The organism is Pantoea sp. FN0302, assembly GCF_050113775.1.
GTDB classification, from domain to species: Bacteria; Pseudomonadota; Gammaproteobacteria; order Enterobacterales; family Enterobacteriaceae; genus Mixta; species Mixta alhagi.
Genome location: NZ_JBNJSM010000003.1, coordinates 162,128 through 176,217, shown reverse-complemented (window position 1 = coordinate 176,217; position 14,090 = coordinate 162,128). Strand labels below are relative to the sequence as shown.

Below are 14,090 nucleotides of genomic sequence, written 5' to 3'. Positions count from 1 at the left end.
ATCCTTAATCGGGCGGAAATGGCGCCAGCCTCCGTAGAGGCTGGCGAGAAACAAACGCGCGGCAAGCAAAGCTATTATCAGGAGGCGGGGATTTTCAGCGTTTGTCCCAGCATAACGTTAGTCGACTTCATATTATTGACCTGCATAATAGCCTGCGCGCTGACGCCATAGTGTACCGCGATAGCGGTCAGCGAGTCACCGCGCACCACTTTATGACGCAGCGGACCACGGTTTGCCGCTGAGCTTACCGTGCCGCTGGTCGGTACTTTAAGCCGTTGGCCTACCCAAACGCTCTGTTTTTTAAGCTTGTTCAGCTGCGTCAGGGTGCTCATCGAAACGCCATAGTGCGCCGCAATACCAGACAACGTCTCGCCACGCTTTACCACATGACGCTTCACCGGGCCGCTATAGCTTAGCGAGGAGCGGCTGCTGTTCGCTTCTGCTTCAACCGCCGTTGAGGACACCAACGGTCGGTTTTCCTGCTTTGGGACAGATTGTAACGGATGCGCCAGGAAATAATTACGCAGGCCACGGTAAATCGACCTGGCAATCTTCTCCTGATACGCACTGCTGCCCAGCAGACGTTCCTCCGAAGGGTTACTGATAAAGCCCGTCTCAACCAGCAGTGACGGAATATCCGGCGAGCGCAGTACACCAAGGCTGGCATGCTCAGGTCGGCGTTTATGCAGCGCCCCTACCTGCTGTAGCTGTTGAATCACTTTGGTAGCCGCATCGTAACCCACGCGCTGCGAATGACCGAACTGCAGATCCAGCACCGCCTGGCTCAGATAGGGATCTGCCTGGCTGTTGGCCAGCAAATCGCCCGCTCCGCCCAACAGTTCCGACTGTTTCTCATGCTGCTCCAGCCAGTTGGCCATTTCGCTGTTCGCTCGTCGGTTTGACAGCACCCAAACTGAAGCGCCGCGTGCGCTGCGGTTCGGTGCGGCATCCGCGTGAATGGATACCAGCAGATTGGCGTTTTGCTTACGCGCCACATCGGAACGCCCCATAACCGAGATAAAATAGTCGCCATCGCGGGTTAACACGCCCTTAAACATCGGATCGTCATTAAGCATCGCTTTTAGCTTACGGGCGATAGCGATAGTGACGTTTTTCTCTTTCAGGCCGTTCATGCCAATCGCGCCCGGATCCTGACCGCCATGTCCGGCATCAATGGCGACAATCACCGTATCACTGGCAACGCTGTTGCTCCGGCCCGGCGAAACCCGGCTGTTGGTGTTGGACACCGCCGTCACTTTATTGCCGTCAAAGGGATTATGCGCCGGTGCGGTTGGCTGAGGGCGAGAGCGTGGGGCGCTGCTGACCGGCGCAGGCGTAACGGCGGCTGGCTTGCCGGTAATGGTAAATACCACCTTATAATTATTGCCGTCGCGCTGCGTGGATGCGCGGGTTTTGCCGCGCTGCGTCAATTCAAATACCAACCGAATGCTCTGGTTATCTTTGGGCTGGCTGGTGCGGATACGCTTGACCAGGTTATCGCCGCTAAAATTAAGCGGCAAACCTTTGATCACGCCGGACTGACGAATATCCAGCACCACGCGATCCGGGTTATGCAGCGGGAAAAAGCCGTAGACTGGCTGCCCGTTAAAGCTAAGGGTTATCGTGGCCTGAGTGTTACCGTTTGATACCTGAATATCGGACAGGTTAGCTGCCAGCGTGGTACAGGATAACAGGCACAGCAGCATCAACAGCATAACCTTGATGCGTGCCATTATGCGGAATCCTTATGGTTTAACACCTGTGAAATCAGGCGTTCTCCCAGCGGTGAATGCGCCACCAGCGCCGCCTCGCGCGCCTGATTAACGTAGCTTAACGTCAAAGAGAGATCGGGTTCAGGCAGCACGCCCGCGCCCTGCTGCGGCCACTCCACCAGACAGATGGCATCGCCTGCAAAATAGTCGCGAATGCCCATAAACTCCAGTTCTTCCGGATCGGCCAGGCGATAGAGATCGAAATGATAAACCGGCCGGGCAAGCTGCTGATAAGGCTCAACCAGCGTATAGGTAGGGCTTTTGACATTACCCTGATGACCTGACGCCTGTAAAAAGCCGCGACTAAAGGTGGTTTTCCCTGCCCCTAAATCGCCATAAAGATAGATGACCGCCGCGCTGTCGCAGGCGCGGGCCAGATGTGCGCCCAGAGCGAGGGTTGCCGCCTCGTCAGGCAATGCGATAACACAGGTATTCATGCTTTAATGTTTAACATCTCAGGATTAACGAATTGATACAGCTCGGAAAACAGGTCAGTGGCTAACATACCACGCGTGCCAACGCGCGCCGCCACAGCATCCGCTGCCGCTCCATGTACGACACAGCCCGCACAGGCAGCATCATACAGCGTCAAATGCTGGCCGCACAGTGCGCCAATAATGCCCGACAAAACATCGCCCATACCGCCCGAGGCCATGCCGGCATTTCCCACATCGGCAAACGCCATTTCTCCGCTCTCACTGGCAATAATGGTGCCCGCGCCTTTCAGCACCACGACACCGCCATAGCGTTTTACCAGACGCTGAGCTGCAAGTAAGCGGTCACTTTCAATTTCTTTGGTTTTCAGGTTCAGCAACCGCGCTGCTTCACCGGGGTGCGGCGTAATGATACGATTCTGACGTTTATCGGGATTGAATGCCAGCAGGTTAAGTGCGTCAGCATCCCATAGCATCGGTTTCTGAGAATTTTCTACCTGGCTGAGGGCTTTTTTACCCCACGCTTTCTGACCGAGTCCCGGTCCGATAACAATCACATCGGCCCATTCCAGCTGTTGCTGTAGCGCCTCGTCGGTTAATTCATCAACCATAATCTCCGGGCGTGCGCCAGGAATGGGAATAATATTGTCCTTGTGAGTAAGCACTCGCACTAAACCCGCGCCGGTGCGTAAAGCCGCTTCTGCGGTCATGCGAATCGCTCCTGCCGTTCCACGATCGCCGCCCACGACGAGCAGGCGTCCATGGTCGCCTTTATGGGATGTTGCACGGCGCGGCTGGAGCCAGTGGGGCAGGAATGGCGCATCGTAGCGCGCCATTGGCGCCTGCTGGCCGCTAAGCCACTCTTCCAGCCCCAGCGCGTGATAACGCAACTCACCGACATAGTCGCGCGCTTTGCCGGTAAGCAGGCCAGGCTTAAGCGCCACCAGCGCCAGCGTCATGGCGGCTTCAATCACCGCGCCCGGCGCGCTGCCATTGGTCGCGACCAGCCCGGAAGGCATATCCACAGAAAATATCGGTGCCGGATGCCGGTTCGCCTTCTCAATCAACGCATCATAAGGCACAGCGGGCGCGCGATTTAGTCCGGTACCAAGCAGCGCATCCACGATAATATCCACCTGCTCTGGCCAGATAGCATCCGCCGCATGAATTTCTCCGCCCGCCTCCAGCCAGCTCGCGCGCGCGCTTTGGGCCTCTTCCGGCAGCGGACGGCTGCTTTCGCAGGCCAGCAGCGTCACCTGGCAGCCTGCCGCCTGCGCCAGTCGCGCAATAACATAGCCATCGCCGCCGTTATTCCCCTGCCCGCATAATATTAGCCAGTGTCTGGCGTGCGGCCACCGTTGGCGAACCGTATCAAAAGCAGCGTGACCGGCGCGCAGCATCAGTTCATAAAGCGTGATACCAAGATGATCAGCGCCTTCGGTTTCCAGCTGACGCAGCGCCTGCGCAGGCCACACGGAGTGTGGTAAACTGTGGGCGTTTTCTCTCTCAGTATGGTCAGTCATGTCACACCCTCTCGATCTTCAACAGCTTGCTCAGGATATAAAACAGTGGGGACTGTCGCTCGGCTTTCAGCAGGTCGGCATTTGCGATACCGATCTCAGCCTGGAAGAGCCGCGTCTGCAGGCCTGGCTGGATAAGCAGTATCATGGCGAGATGGAATGGATGGCGCGGCATGGCATGATGCGCGCCCGCCCGCATGAACTGCTGCCAGGCACCCTGCGCGTAATTAGCGTGCGGATGAATTATTTGCCGGCAAAAGCCGCCTTTGCCAGCACGCTAAAAAATCCCCGCCTGGGTTATGTCAGCCGCTACGCTTTAGGCCGCGACTATCACAAAGTATTACGCAATCGACTGAAAAAGCTCGGCGATTTAATACGTGAGCGCTGCGAAACGGTTAATTTTCGCCCGTTTGTTGATTCAGCGCCAATTCTGGAACGCCCGCTGGCGGCCAAAGCAGGTCTCGGCTGGACAGGTAAGCACTCACTTATACTTAACCGCGAAGCGGGCTCCTGGTTTTTCCTTGGCGAGCTGCTGATCGATTTGCCGCTGCCGGTCGATCGCCCTCAGCAAGAACAGTGTGGCCGCTGCGTCGCCTGTATCACCACTTGCCCAACCGGTGCGATTGTTGAACCTTATGTGGTGGATGCGCGCCGCTGCATCTCTTACCTGACAATTGAGCTGGAAGGTGCGATCCCGGAGGCGTTTCGCCCACTTATCGGCAATCGTATTTACGGCTGCGATGATTGCCAGCTGATTTGTCCGTGGAATCGTTTCGGTCAGTTAAGCGATGAGGATGACTTTAGCCCGCGCGCCGCGTTGCATGCGCCACCGTTAACCGAGCTTTTTGCCTGGGATGAGGCGAAATTTTTACGTGTTACGGAAGGCTCGGCAATTCGCCGTATCGGACATTTACGCTGGCTGCGTAATATCGCCGTCGCGCTGGGCAATGCGCCCTGGGATACGGAAAATATCGCGGCGCTTTCCAGCCGTCTGGGCGAAAATCCCATGCTGGATGAGCATATTCACTGGGCGCTGGAGCAGCAAAAGATTAAACGGGCAGAAAACGCTATTGAGGTGCAGCGACCACAGCAAAAACGTCTGGTGCGCGCCATTGAAAAGGGATTGCCGCGTGATGCATAACTGCTTATATAATCACCCGCGCTAAGCGCAATGACTTTTCCACAAGCTGTGTATAAAAATAAAAAGTCGTTGTCATTCAACTGAAACAAGAAGCGCAAGCGGCCAGCATAACAAATTGAAATATTATCATATTCATATATTTCAAATGGTTATCAGAATATTGTAAGCAAACAATAATGGCTTCATGCAAGCGAAGAGAAACCTATCCTGTGGATAAGTCTGTTTAAACAGATTTGACTTCTGGTGTTGTGTCTTGTGTGACGCCGCTTACCGCTGTGGATAACATTTACACCTTATGAACGAGAAAACCATCATTCTTATAGCAAGGATAGTGAGTAGCCTGATACCCTTTCACTGCGAATGAATCTCACCCAAAAGCGGCGGTATGGCACTAGTGAAATTGAATCCGCGCCCTTCGCTGGCACTGAAGAGGGCACGGATTATGGACGTATTGCCAGGCAAATACAAGCCCTTTTCCCTGGCAATATTCAACCCGCCATTTTTTCCATTGCCAGGCAGGAGATCCCTTATTACTCCAGGATACTTCCGTTAAAAAAATGCCTGTATCACAATAAAATATCAGCCTTTAAAAATTACTTTTTCCTCTTCGCTATGGATACGTTCTCCACTTTCCTGACTGAATTCGCCGTTGATGTTGTGGTCTTTTTGCCGTTGAAAAGCCCCGGACGACTGAATGATCCCATGCTGGTTACAGCAGAGGTGTTTGGCTGAACCGTCGGTCAGGATCTGGCGAGCCGTCCAGAATCCCTTCTTGCTGGCTGCGTGACAGCCGGTTTGCCTGAAGACGGCTGCGCTGGCTTAAGGGACAATCAGTGCGCAAACGGTATGTTCTATGCGATGGATGCGGCCGGGTTAACGCATAACGTTTTTCAGCGCCATGCAACGGCAGCAAAAAGAGACGTGAGATGTGCTAAAACGGATGAAATCGTACAGGAGAAACGGTGACGGAAACACAACGACAAAACAGAGATAAAATAATAGCAGGGAAGATAAGGATAAAAGGAGGTAAACCGATGATGAAACTGGAGCGGGAAACGAGACTCGAACTCGCGACCCCGACCTTGGCAAGGTCGTGCTCTACCAACTGAGCTATTCCCGCATAATCTTTTTCTTCAGGCTGTGCTGGCTCTCTTCACTCACCCCGGTTGCTTACTTTAGTAAGCTCCTGGCGGTTCGTTTCGTTACCGTTTTGCTGCAACCCAAAATCCTGACCAGGATATGTTGTGTTTTTTCAACACCTTTCAAATTTGGAGCGGGAAACGAGACTCGAACTCGCGACCCCGACCTTGGCAAGGTCGTGCTCTACCAACTGAGCTATTCCCGCATAATCTTTTTCTTCAGGCTGTACCGGCTCTCTTCACTTACCACAGGCGCTGACTTCAGTAAGTTTCTGAGGTTTGATCCGTAGCCGCCTTGCTGCAATCCAAAACCTTGACCAGGATACGTTGTGTTTTTTCAACACCTTTCAAATTTGGAGCGGGAAACGAGACTCGAACTCGCGACCCCGACCTTGGCAAGGTCGTGCTCTACCAACTGAGCTATTCCCGCATAATCTTTCTTTTCAGGCTGCGCTGGCTCTCTTCACTCACTCCGGTTGCTTACTTCAGTAAGCTCCTGAGTTCGTTCCGTTGCCGTTTTGCTGCGACCCAAAATCCTGACCAGGATACGTTGTGTTTTTTCAACACCCTTCAAATTTGGAGCGGGAAACGAGACTCGAACTCGCGACCCCGACCTTGGCAAGGTCGTGCTCTACCAACTGAGCTATTCCCGCCTGCGTAGCCGATTAAAATCTTCATCGGTACGGGGAGCGCATTATACGAGAAAACTTTTGCCCTGCAAGCCCTTGAGGGCAAAAATTTGCGCTTTCGATGCATTTGCTGATTTTAGCGGCAAAACGCCGCTTTTTTAGCCTATTCTGGCGCTACAGCTGTAAAAAATGGCTGCGGTAGTAGGCCAGCTCCGCTACTGATTCACGGATGTCGTCCAGCGCCTGATGGGTGCCTGCTTTTTTAAAGCCCGCCAGAATTTCGGGCTTCCAGCGTCGCGCCAGCTCTTTCAGCGTGCTGACATCCAGATAACGATAGTGGAAATAGGCTTCCAGCTCCGGCATATATTTAAACAGGAAGCGACGATCCTGCCCAATGCTGTTGCCGCAAATCGGCGAAGCGTTAGCTGGCACCCACTGACGCAGAAACTCAAGCGTAGCCAGCTCCGCCTCGCGATCGCCATATTCACTTGCTTTGACGCGCTCCACCAGCCCGCTTTGCGTATGAGTGCGCACATTCCATTCATCCATCAGCGCCAGTTGTTCCGCGCTCTGATGTACTGCCAGCACTGGCCCTTCCGCCAGGATATTTAAATTGGCATCCGTTACCAGCGTCGCAATTTCAATAATACGATCGCGTTCCGGATCCAGCCCGGTCATTTCCAGGTCGATCCAGATAAGGTTGTTTTCATTTCCCATGTTTTATCCCGCAGTTGGCAGTCTCAGTCTGGTTTATCAGGCTGAACGGCAAGAGACCGCGCAAAGCCGCGCCGCGTCGCTCGCCGTAATTCAGCCCACGGTGTATCATAGACGTTTTGCCTGACAAGGCGAAACCGTCGGAATCCCTGTGAGGAAGAGTGAGTAAAAATAAACTGTCTAAAGGCCAGCAGCGTCGCGTTAACGCCAACCACGAACGTCGATTAAAACAGCGTGCGGATAAGCCTGAACCAGATGACAGCCTGTTTGGTGAAGCGCAGGACGGCATTGTCATTAGCCGCTTCGGCATGCATGCGGACGTGGAAGATAGCGCGGGCGAGGTTCACCGCTGCAATATTCGCCGCACCATTCGCTCTCTGGTTACCGGCGATCGTGTTCTCTGGCGTCCTGGCGTTGAAGGCGGCGCAACGGTAAAAGGCATTGTTGAAGCGGTACATGAGCGTCGTACGGTGCTGACGCGTCCCGATTTTTATGACGGCGTCAAACCCATTGCGGCCAATATTGATCAGATTATTATTGTTTCCGCTATTGTGCCTGAACTGTCGCTGAATATTATCGATCGCTATCTGGTCGCCAGTGAAACGCTCGGTATTGAACCGGTGCTGGTGCTGAATAAAACCGATCTGCTGGATGATAAAGGCCGCGCTTTTGTCAATGAGCAGATGGATATTTATCGCCATATCGGCTATCGCGTGCTGATGGTTTCCAGCTATGAAAAATCGGGTCTTGCCGATCTTGAAGCCGCGTTAACCGGTCAGATAAGTATTTTCGCCGGTCAGTCAGGCGTGGGGAAATCGAGCCTGCTTAACGCGCTGCTCGGTCTGGAATTGATCGACCAAACGATCCTGACCAATGATGTCTCTGACGTCTCCGGATTAGGCCAGCACACCACCACCGCCGCGCGCCTGTACCATTTCCCGCATGGCGGCGACGTGATTGATTCGCCCGGCGTGCGCGAGTTCGGCCTGTGGCATCTGGAGCCGGAACAAATTACTCAGGGTTTTATCGAGTTTCGTGCATTTTTAGGCGGCTGCAAATTCCGTGACTGCAAGCATGATAACGATCCCGGCTGCGCCATCCGTGAAGCCGTGGAAAACGGGATGATTCATGCATCCCGCTTCGAAAATTATCACCGCATTCTGGAGAGCATGGCGCAGGTAAAAACGCGTAAAAACTTTGGTAACAGCGAAGACTAATGCTGCAATTATGGCATCATCGGCGCGTTAGCCTAAACGGGCTGTCGCTGCTACAATTCGCCCCCTTTTTCTTCAACGTCGTGTGATTAAGCCAGGAGGCTAACGTGTTGGATTCAATTAAACTCGGCCTGAATCATCTGCTCCCTAAAAAGTGGCTCACCGAGCTGGCTGGCTGGGCGGCTGGCAAACGTGCCGGTTGGCTGACTAAAGCAGTGATCGATATCTTTGTCTGGTTCTACCGGGTCGATATGTCCGAAGCGCAAAAGCCAGATACCGCCAGCTATCGTACCTTCAATGACTTTTTTGTCCGTCCGCTGCGCGATGAAGCGCGTCCGATTGATGCCGATCCGAACCTGCTGGTGTTGCCGGCCGACGGCGCCATCAGCCAGTTAGGCCATATTGAAGGCGAAACCATTTTCCAGGCAAAAGGCCACTACTATTCCCTGGAAGCGCTGCTGGCAGGCGATCGTCAGATGGCGGCTCAGTTCCGCGACGGCGAATTCGCCACTATTTATCTTGCACCGCGTGATTACCACCGCGTACATATGCCCTGCAACGGTATCCTGCGCGAAATGATTTACGTGCCGGGCGATCTCTATTCAGTAAATCCACTTACTGCCCGTAATATTCCCAACCTGTTTGCCCGTAACGAACGCGTTGTCTGCTATTTCGATACCGAGTTTGGCCCGATGGTGCAGATTCTGGTTGGCGCTACCATTGTCGGCAGTATTGAAACCGCGTGGGCGGGCACCATTACGCCGCCGCGTGAAGGGGTGATTAAACGCTGGAGCTGGCCGGGTGCCGATGCAGAAGGCGCGGTAGTGCTGCTGAAAGGTCAGGAAATGGGTCGCTTCAAGCTTGGCTCCACCGTTATTAATCTGTTCGCACCGGGTCGCATTAAGCTGGCAGAAAGTCTGGAGGCTGAAAGCAAAACGCGTCTTGGCCAGCCGATGGCTATAGCTCTGGCGCGTACCGATGCGGAAACCGTTTTACATCACCAATAAGACTCTAGCGTGCGCCTGATTCTCTGTTTTCTTTTTTTCTCGCTTTTCACCCTGTCCGCCTTCGCTGCCAGCGCACCCGATGCGGCGCTGGTGCGCCAGGAGCTGGAGCTGGCGAAATCCGCCCGCTCCACGCCTGCTCAGGCTGAAGTGATACAAACGCTGGAATCAGCGTTGAGCTTTCTTGAAGCCCGCAACGAGTCGCTGGAGCGGGCAAAGCAATATCAGCAAGTCATTGATGATTTTCCTAAACTGGCGCGTGAACTGCGCCAGCAGCTTGCCGGTCTGAACGATAGTGCGCGCTCGCTACGCAACGGGATGAGCAGCGCTGAGCTGGAGCAGGAGATCCTGCAAATCAGCAGCCAGCTGCTGGAGGAAGGGCGTCAGGCGCAGCAGGAGCAGGATCGCGCCAGAGAGATCAGTGATTCGCTTGGTCAGCTACCGCAGCAGCAAACCGAAGCGCGGCGTGCGCTAAGCGAAAGCGATCGCGCCCTGCAGGCCCCTTCTGCCGCATCGGGCGCTCTCGCTCACGCACAAAGTTATGCAAGCCAGGCGGAGTCGGCGGCCTTAAAAGCGCGCGTTAACGAATTAGAGCTGGCACAGCTGTCGGCGAACAATCGCCAGGAGCTGGCGCGCATGCGCGCCGAAGTGCATCAGAAAAAAGCGGAGCAGCTGGATGATTACCTGCAGGCACTGCGTAATCAGTTAAACAGTCTGCGCCAGCATGAAGCGGAGCTGGCGCTGGCGCGTACCGAACAACTGGCGGAAAACAGCGGCGATCTGCCAGCATCTATCACCGAGCAGTTTCATGTTAACCGTGAGCTTTCCGCCGCGCTCAATCAGCAGGCCCAACGCCTTGATCTAATTGCTTCGCAACAGCGGCAGGCCACCAACCAAACCATTCAGGTACGTCAGGCGCTCAGCACTATTCGCGAGCAGTCGCAGTGGCTTGGCGCGTCTAATTTACTTGGCGAGGCGCTGCGCGCCCAGGTGGCGCGCCTGCCGGAAATGCCGATTTCACAGCAGCTGGATAGTGAGATGGGGCAGCTACGGGTACAGCGCCTGCATTATGAAGACTTGCTCAGTCAGCAGCAGCAGTTGCGCCAGCTGAAGCAGGAAAACGGCCAGCCGCTGACCAGTGAGCAGAACCGTATTCTTGATGCTCAGATCAAAACCCAGCGGGAGCTGCTCGGCTCGCTGATTTCCGGCTGCGACACCCTGATTCTGGAAGTTACCAAGCTGAAGGTCGCCAACAGCCAGCTGGAGGATGCACTGGGTGAAATCAAAGAGGCCGCCCACCGCTATCTTTTCTGGACCGCCGATGTCAATCCTCTGAGCCTGAGCTACCCGCTGGAAGTGGCGCGTGACCTGACCAGGCTGCTGTCGCTGGATACGCTGGGCCAGCTGGGCGGCGCGCTGATGATGATGATAACCAATCGTGAAACGGTGTTGCCGATTCTGGGCGCCGTGCTGCTGGTTGGCTTCAGCATCAGCTCGCGCCGTCATTACAACGCTTTTCTGGCGCGCTCCGCCAGCCGCGTGGGCAAAGTAACGCAGGATCATTTCACCCTGACGCTGCGCACCGTTTTCTGGTCCATTCTGGTTGCCCTGCCCCTGCCGGTACTGTGGGCCGCCTTTGGTTTTGGTCTGCAACATGCCTGGCCTTATCCGGTGGCGGTCGCCATTGGCGATGGCGTTACCGCCACGCTGCCGCTGCTGTGGGCCTTTATGATCAGCGCCGCCTTTGCGCGTTCGAACGGCTTATTTATCGTTCATTTCCGCTGGCCGCAGCTGCGGGTCGCACGCGCGATGCGCTACTACTCGCTCTCTATCGGTCTGATGGTTCCGCTGATTATGTTACTGATCACCTTCGCAAATCTGGAGGATCGCCAGTTTTCCGCCACGCTGGGACGACTGTGCTTTATTCTGATCTGTGGGGCGCTGAGCCTGGTTACGGTCAGCCTGAAACGCGCCGGTATTCCGCTCTGGCTGGATAATGAAGGCAGCGGTGATAACGTTCTTAACCGGATCTTCTGGAATATCCTGATCTGTATTCCGCTGGCGGCGGCACTCGCCTCCTGCACCGGCTACCTGGCTACGGCCCAGGCGCTGCTGGCGCGGCTGGAAACCTCCGTCGCCATCTGGTTCCTGCTGCTGGTGATTTACCATATTATTCGCCGCTGGATGCTGATTCAGCGCCGCCGCATCGCCTTTGATCGCGCGCGTCAGCGTCGTGCTGAAATGCTGGCACAACGCGCGCGCGGTGAAGAAGAAACCACCGCACAAACGGCGGACGCCGTCGAGATTGACGAACCGGTGATCGATCTGGATGCCATTAGCGCGCAGTCGCTGCGTCTGGTGCGTTCGATACTGACGCTGATAGCGCTGCTCTCGGTAATAGTACTGTGGTCTGAAATCCATTCAGCCTTCGCTTTCCTGGAGAATATTCGCCTGTGGGACGTCAGTAGTACGGTACAGGGCGTGGAGAGCCTGCATCCGATTACGCTGGGCTCGGTGCTGATCGCGATTCTGATCTTTATTGTAACCACGCAGCTGGTGCGTAACATGCCCGCTCTGCTGGAGCTGGCGCTGTTACAGCATCTTAACCTGACGCCCGGCACCGGCTACGCCATTACCACGCTGACCAAATATCTGCTGCTGCTGATTGGCGGCCTGATGGGCTTCTCCATGATCGGTATTGAGTGGTCGAAACTGCAGTGGCTGGTGGCGGCGCTGGGCGTAGGGCTGGGATTCGGCCTGCAGGAGATATTCGCCAACTTTATTTCCGGCCTGATTATTCTGTTTGAAAAGCCGATTCGCATTGGCGATACGGTGACTATCCGCGATCTCACCGGCAGCATTACGCGCATTAATACGCGTGCAACCACCATTACCGACTGGGATCGCAAAGAGATTATCGTGCCGAATAAGGCGTTTATTACCGAGCAATTTGTTAACTGGTCGCTTTCTGACTCGGTAACGCGCGTGGTGCTTACCGTGCCTGCGCCAGCGGGCGTAGACAGCGAACAGGTTACGACGATTTTGCAACGCGCCTGCGAACGCTGTTCCTATGTGCTGGATACGCCCGTGCCGGAAGTGTTTCTGGTGGATTTGCAGCAGGGGATCCAGCTGTTTGAGCTACGTATTCACGCGGCGGAGATGGTACATCGTATGCCGCTGCGTCATGAGCTGCATCAGCTGATCCTGAAGGGCTTTCGTGAGCACGATATTGAGATGCCGTTCCCGCCATTCCAGGTACGTATGGAGACGGCGGCGAAGCGGAATCCAGCCAGTAACGGCTCACCCGCCTCGCATACCTTTAAATCGGGCGGGCTGTAGTCGATCGCTGGCTTAACGGCAGGCGGCGTTAAACGCACGCCTGCCGGATGGGTTTAACAGCGGTCAACCGGGAAAGCGATCACTTCGCTCAGGGATTCCGCCTTCAGCGCCAGCATTACCAGACGATCAACGCCAAGCGCGACGCCAGAACAGGCGGGCATGCCATGTTCCAGCGCGGCCAGCAGATTGTTGTCAATCGGCTGCTGCGGCAGGCCTCGCGCGGCGCGACGACGGTTATCCTGTTCAAAGCGCTGACGCTGTTCGCGCGCATCGGTCAGTTCACGGAAGCCGTTCGCCAGCTCGATCCCTTTGAAATAGACTTCAAACCGCTCCGCGACACGATGGTCCTCGGTGCTGATTTCCGCCAGCGCAGCCTGCGTTGCCGGGAAATGATAAATAAAGGTGGGTTTATCCTGACCAATCTTTGTTTCCACACCCAACATAAACAGCAGTTGCAGCAGCGTGTCGCGATCCTCTTCGGCATTCGCTAAATCGCCTACGCCCAGCTTCTCGGCTACTTCACGCAGCTGTGCCTTATCCGCCGAGAGCGGATCAATCTCCAGATGACGGATAAACGCCTGCTGATAAGAGAGCGATTCCGCCGGCTGGCACTCCAGCACCTGCTGTAGCAGATCGTCTACCTCATTCATCAGGCGGTACATATCATAATGCGGGCGATACCACTCCAGCATAGTGAACTCCGGATTATGGTGACGTCCCGCTTCTTCATTACGGAAACTGCGGCCCATCTGGTAGATCGGCCCGCTGCCTGCCGCCAGCAGACGCTTCATATGATATTCCGGGCTGGTCATTAACCAGAGATCTAACCCCTGCGAAGCGCCGGGTCCGACAAAACGGGTCTGGAAGGTGACCAGATGAATATCGGTTACCGTTGCCTGACTCATTGCCGGGGTTTCCACCTCCAGTACGCCGCGATCGGCAAAGAAACGTCGAATTTCCGCAAGGATTTTCGCGCGTTTCAACAGGTTAGAGATGGGTGCGCTCGGCTGCCAGCTTGCCGTCTCGCTCATGGGGTTTACTCCTCAGTCAAACAAGGGGATGCAGTCTACTCGTATCATGGTTATCAAACAAATATCGGCTGATAAATCCAACAAACTTTATTCCGCCGGACCAGGCCGGCTTTCCCACCGTAATACCTGAGCAGGTCAATTTTGCGCCTCTCC

Annotated in this window: 10 protein-coding genes and 4 tRNA genes; 5 read left to right on the top strand and 9 right to left on the bottom strand. The window is 55.1% G+C overall.

Translation table 11 applies throughout. The features are described from left to right. Nucleotides 1–77 precede the first annotated feature (77 nt). The 3 genes from amiB to nnr are packed head-to-tail and all read right to left on the bottom strand — an operon-like array spanning nucleotide 78 to nucleotide 3,729. The gene (amiB, locus tag ACQE32_RS13715) at nucleotides 78–1,733 is read right to left on the bottom strand and encodes an N-acetylmuramoyl-L-alanine amidase AmiB (RefSeq protein WP_426973251.1); all 1,656 of its coding nucleotides are present in this window, start codon (nucleotides 1,731–1,733) and stop codon (nucleotides 78–80) included. Further along, nucleotides 1,733–2,209, bottom strand: coding sequence for a tRNA (adenosine(37)-N6)-threonylcarbamoyltransferase complex ATPase subunit type 1 TsaE (tsaE, locus tag ACQE32_RS13710; RefSeq protein WP_426973249.1), 477 nt, complete (start codon nucleotides 2,207–2,209; stop codon nucleotides 1,733–1,735). Before tsaE ends, amiB begins: the two co-directional genes overlap by 1 nt. Beyond that, on the bottom strand, nucleotides 2,206–3,729 hold the full coding sequence (gene nnr / locus ACQE32_RS13705; protein WP_426973248.1) for a bifunctional ADP-dependent NAD(P)H-hydrate dehydratase/NAD(P)H-hydrate epimerase: 1,524 nt from the start codon (nucleotides 3,727–3,729) through the stop codon (nucleotides 2,206–2,208). Before nnr ends, tsaE begins: the two co-directional genes overlap by 4 nt. Here nnr and queG point away from each other — a divergent pair. Beyond that, entirely contained in the window at nucleotides 3,728–4,867 is a 1,140-nt protein-coding gene (queG, locus tag ACQE32_RS13700) for a tRNA epoxyqueuosine(34) reductase QueG (protein WP_250650971.1), read from the top strand. The two genes, nnr and queG, sit on opposite strands and share 2 nt — an antisense overlap. A 360-nt stretch (nucleotides 4,868–5,227) precedes the next feature. Then, on the top strand, nucleotides 5,228–5,599 hold the full coding sequence (locus tag ACQE32_RS13695; RefSeq protein ID WP_426973246.1) for a hypothetical protein: 372 nt from the start codon (nucleotides 5,228–5,230) through the stop codon (nucleotides 5,597–5,599). A 312-nt stretch (nucleotides 5,600–5,911) separates the two neighbouring features. Here the strand turns inward: ACQE32_RS13695 and ACQE32_RS13690 are convergent. From ACQE32_RS13690 to orn, 5 genes are all read right to left on the bottom strand, one after another. Then, a tRNA-Gly gene (locus ACQE32_RS13690) sits at nucleotides 5,912–5,987 on the bottom strand. 149 nt (nucleotides 5,988–6,136) lie between these two features. Beyond that, nucleotides 6,137–6,212 (bottom strand) — tRNA-Gly (locus ACQE32_RS13685). Nucleotides 6,213–6,360: 148 nt separating this feature from the next. After that, a tRNA-Gly gene (locus ACQE32_RS13680) sits at nucleotides 6,361–6,436 on the bottom strand. Nucleotides 6,437–6,583: 147 nt separating this feature from the next. Further along, a tRNA-Gly gene (locus ACQE32_RS13675) sits at nucleotides 6,584–6,659 on the bottom strand. Nucleotides 6,660–6,809: 150 nt separating this feature from the next. Next, nucleotides 6,810–7,352 carry an oligoribonuclease gene (gene orn / locus ACQE32_RS13670; RefSeq protein WP_250650972.1) on the bottom strand — a complete coding sequence of 181 codons (543 nt, stop codon included), beginning with the start codon at nucleotides 7,350–7,352 and terminating at the stop codon, nucleotides 6,810–6,812. A gap of 158 nt (nucleotides 7,353–7,510) precedes the next feature. Here orn and rsgA point away from each other — a divergent pair, with 158 nt between their 5' ends. The 3 genes from rsgA (at nucleotide 7,511) to mscM (ending at nucleotide 12,906) form a co-directional block, all read left to right on the top strand. Then, nucleotides 7,511–8,566, top strand: a complete 1,056-nt coding sequence (rsgA, locus tag ACQE32_RS13665) for a small ribosomal subunit biogenesis GTPase RsgA (RefSeq protein ID WP_426973245.1) — start codon at nucleotides 7,511–7,513, stop codon at nucleotides 8,564–8,566. A gap of 104 nt (nucleotides 8,567–8,670) precedes the next feature. Then, nucleotides 8,671–9,570, top strand: coding sequence for an archaetidylserine decarboxylase (asd, locus tag ACQE32_RS13660; protein WP_427021941.1), 900 nt, complete (start codon nucleotides 8,671–8,673; stop codon nucleotides 9,568–9,570). A gap of 9 nt (nucleotides 9,571–9,579) precedes the next feature. Further along, complete coding sequence (gene mscM / locus ACQE32_RS13655; protein ID WP_427021940.1) at nucleotides 9,580–12,906, top strand: miniconductance mechanosensitive channel MscM; 3,327 nt, start codon at nucleotides 9,580–9,582, stop codon at nucleotides 12,904–12,906. Nucleotides 12,907–12,959: 53 nt separating this feature from the next. Here mscM and epmA read toward each other — a convergent pair whose 3' ends face one another. Next, nucleotides 12,960–13,937, bottom strand: coding sequence for an elongation factor P--(R)-beta-lysine ligase (gene epmA, locus ACQE32_RS13650; RefSeq protein WP_085069850.1), 978 nt, complete (start codon nucleotides 13,935–13,937; stop codon nucleotides 12,960–12,962). Nucleotides 13,938–14,090: the final 153 nt, after the last annotated feature.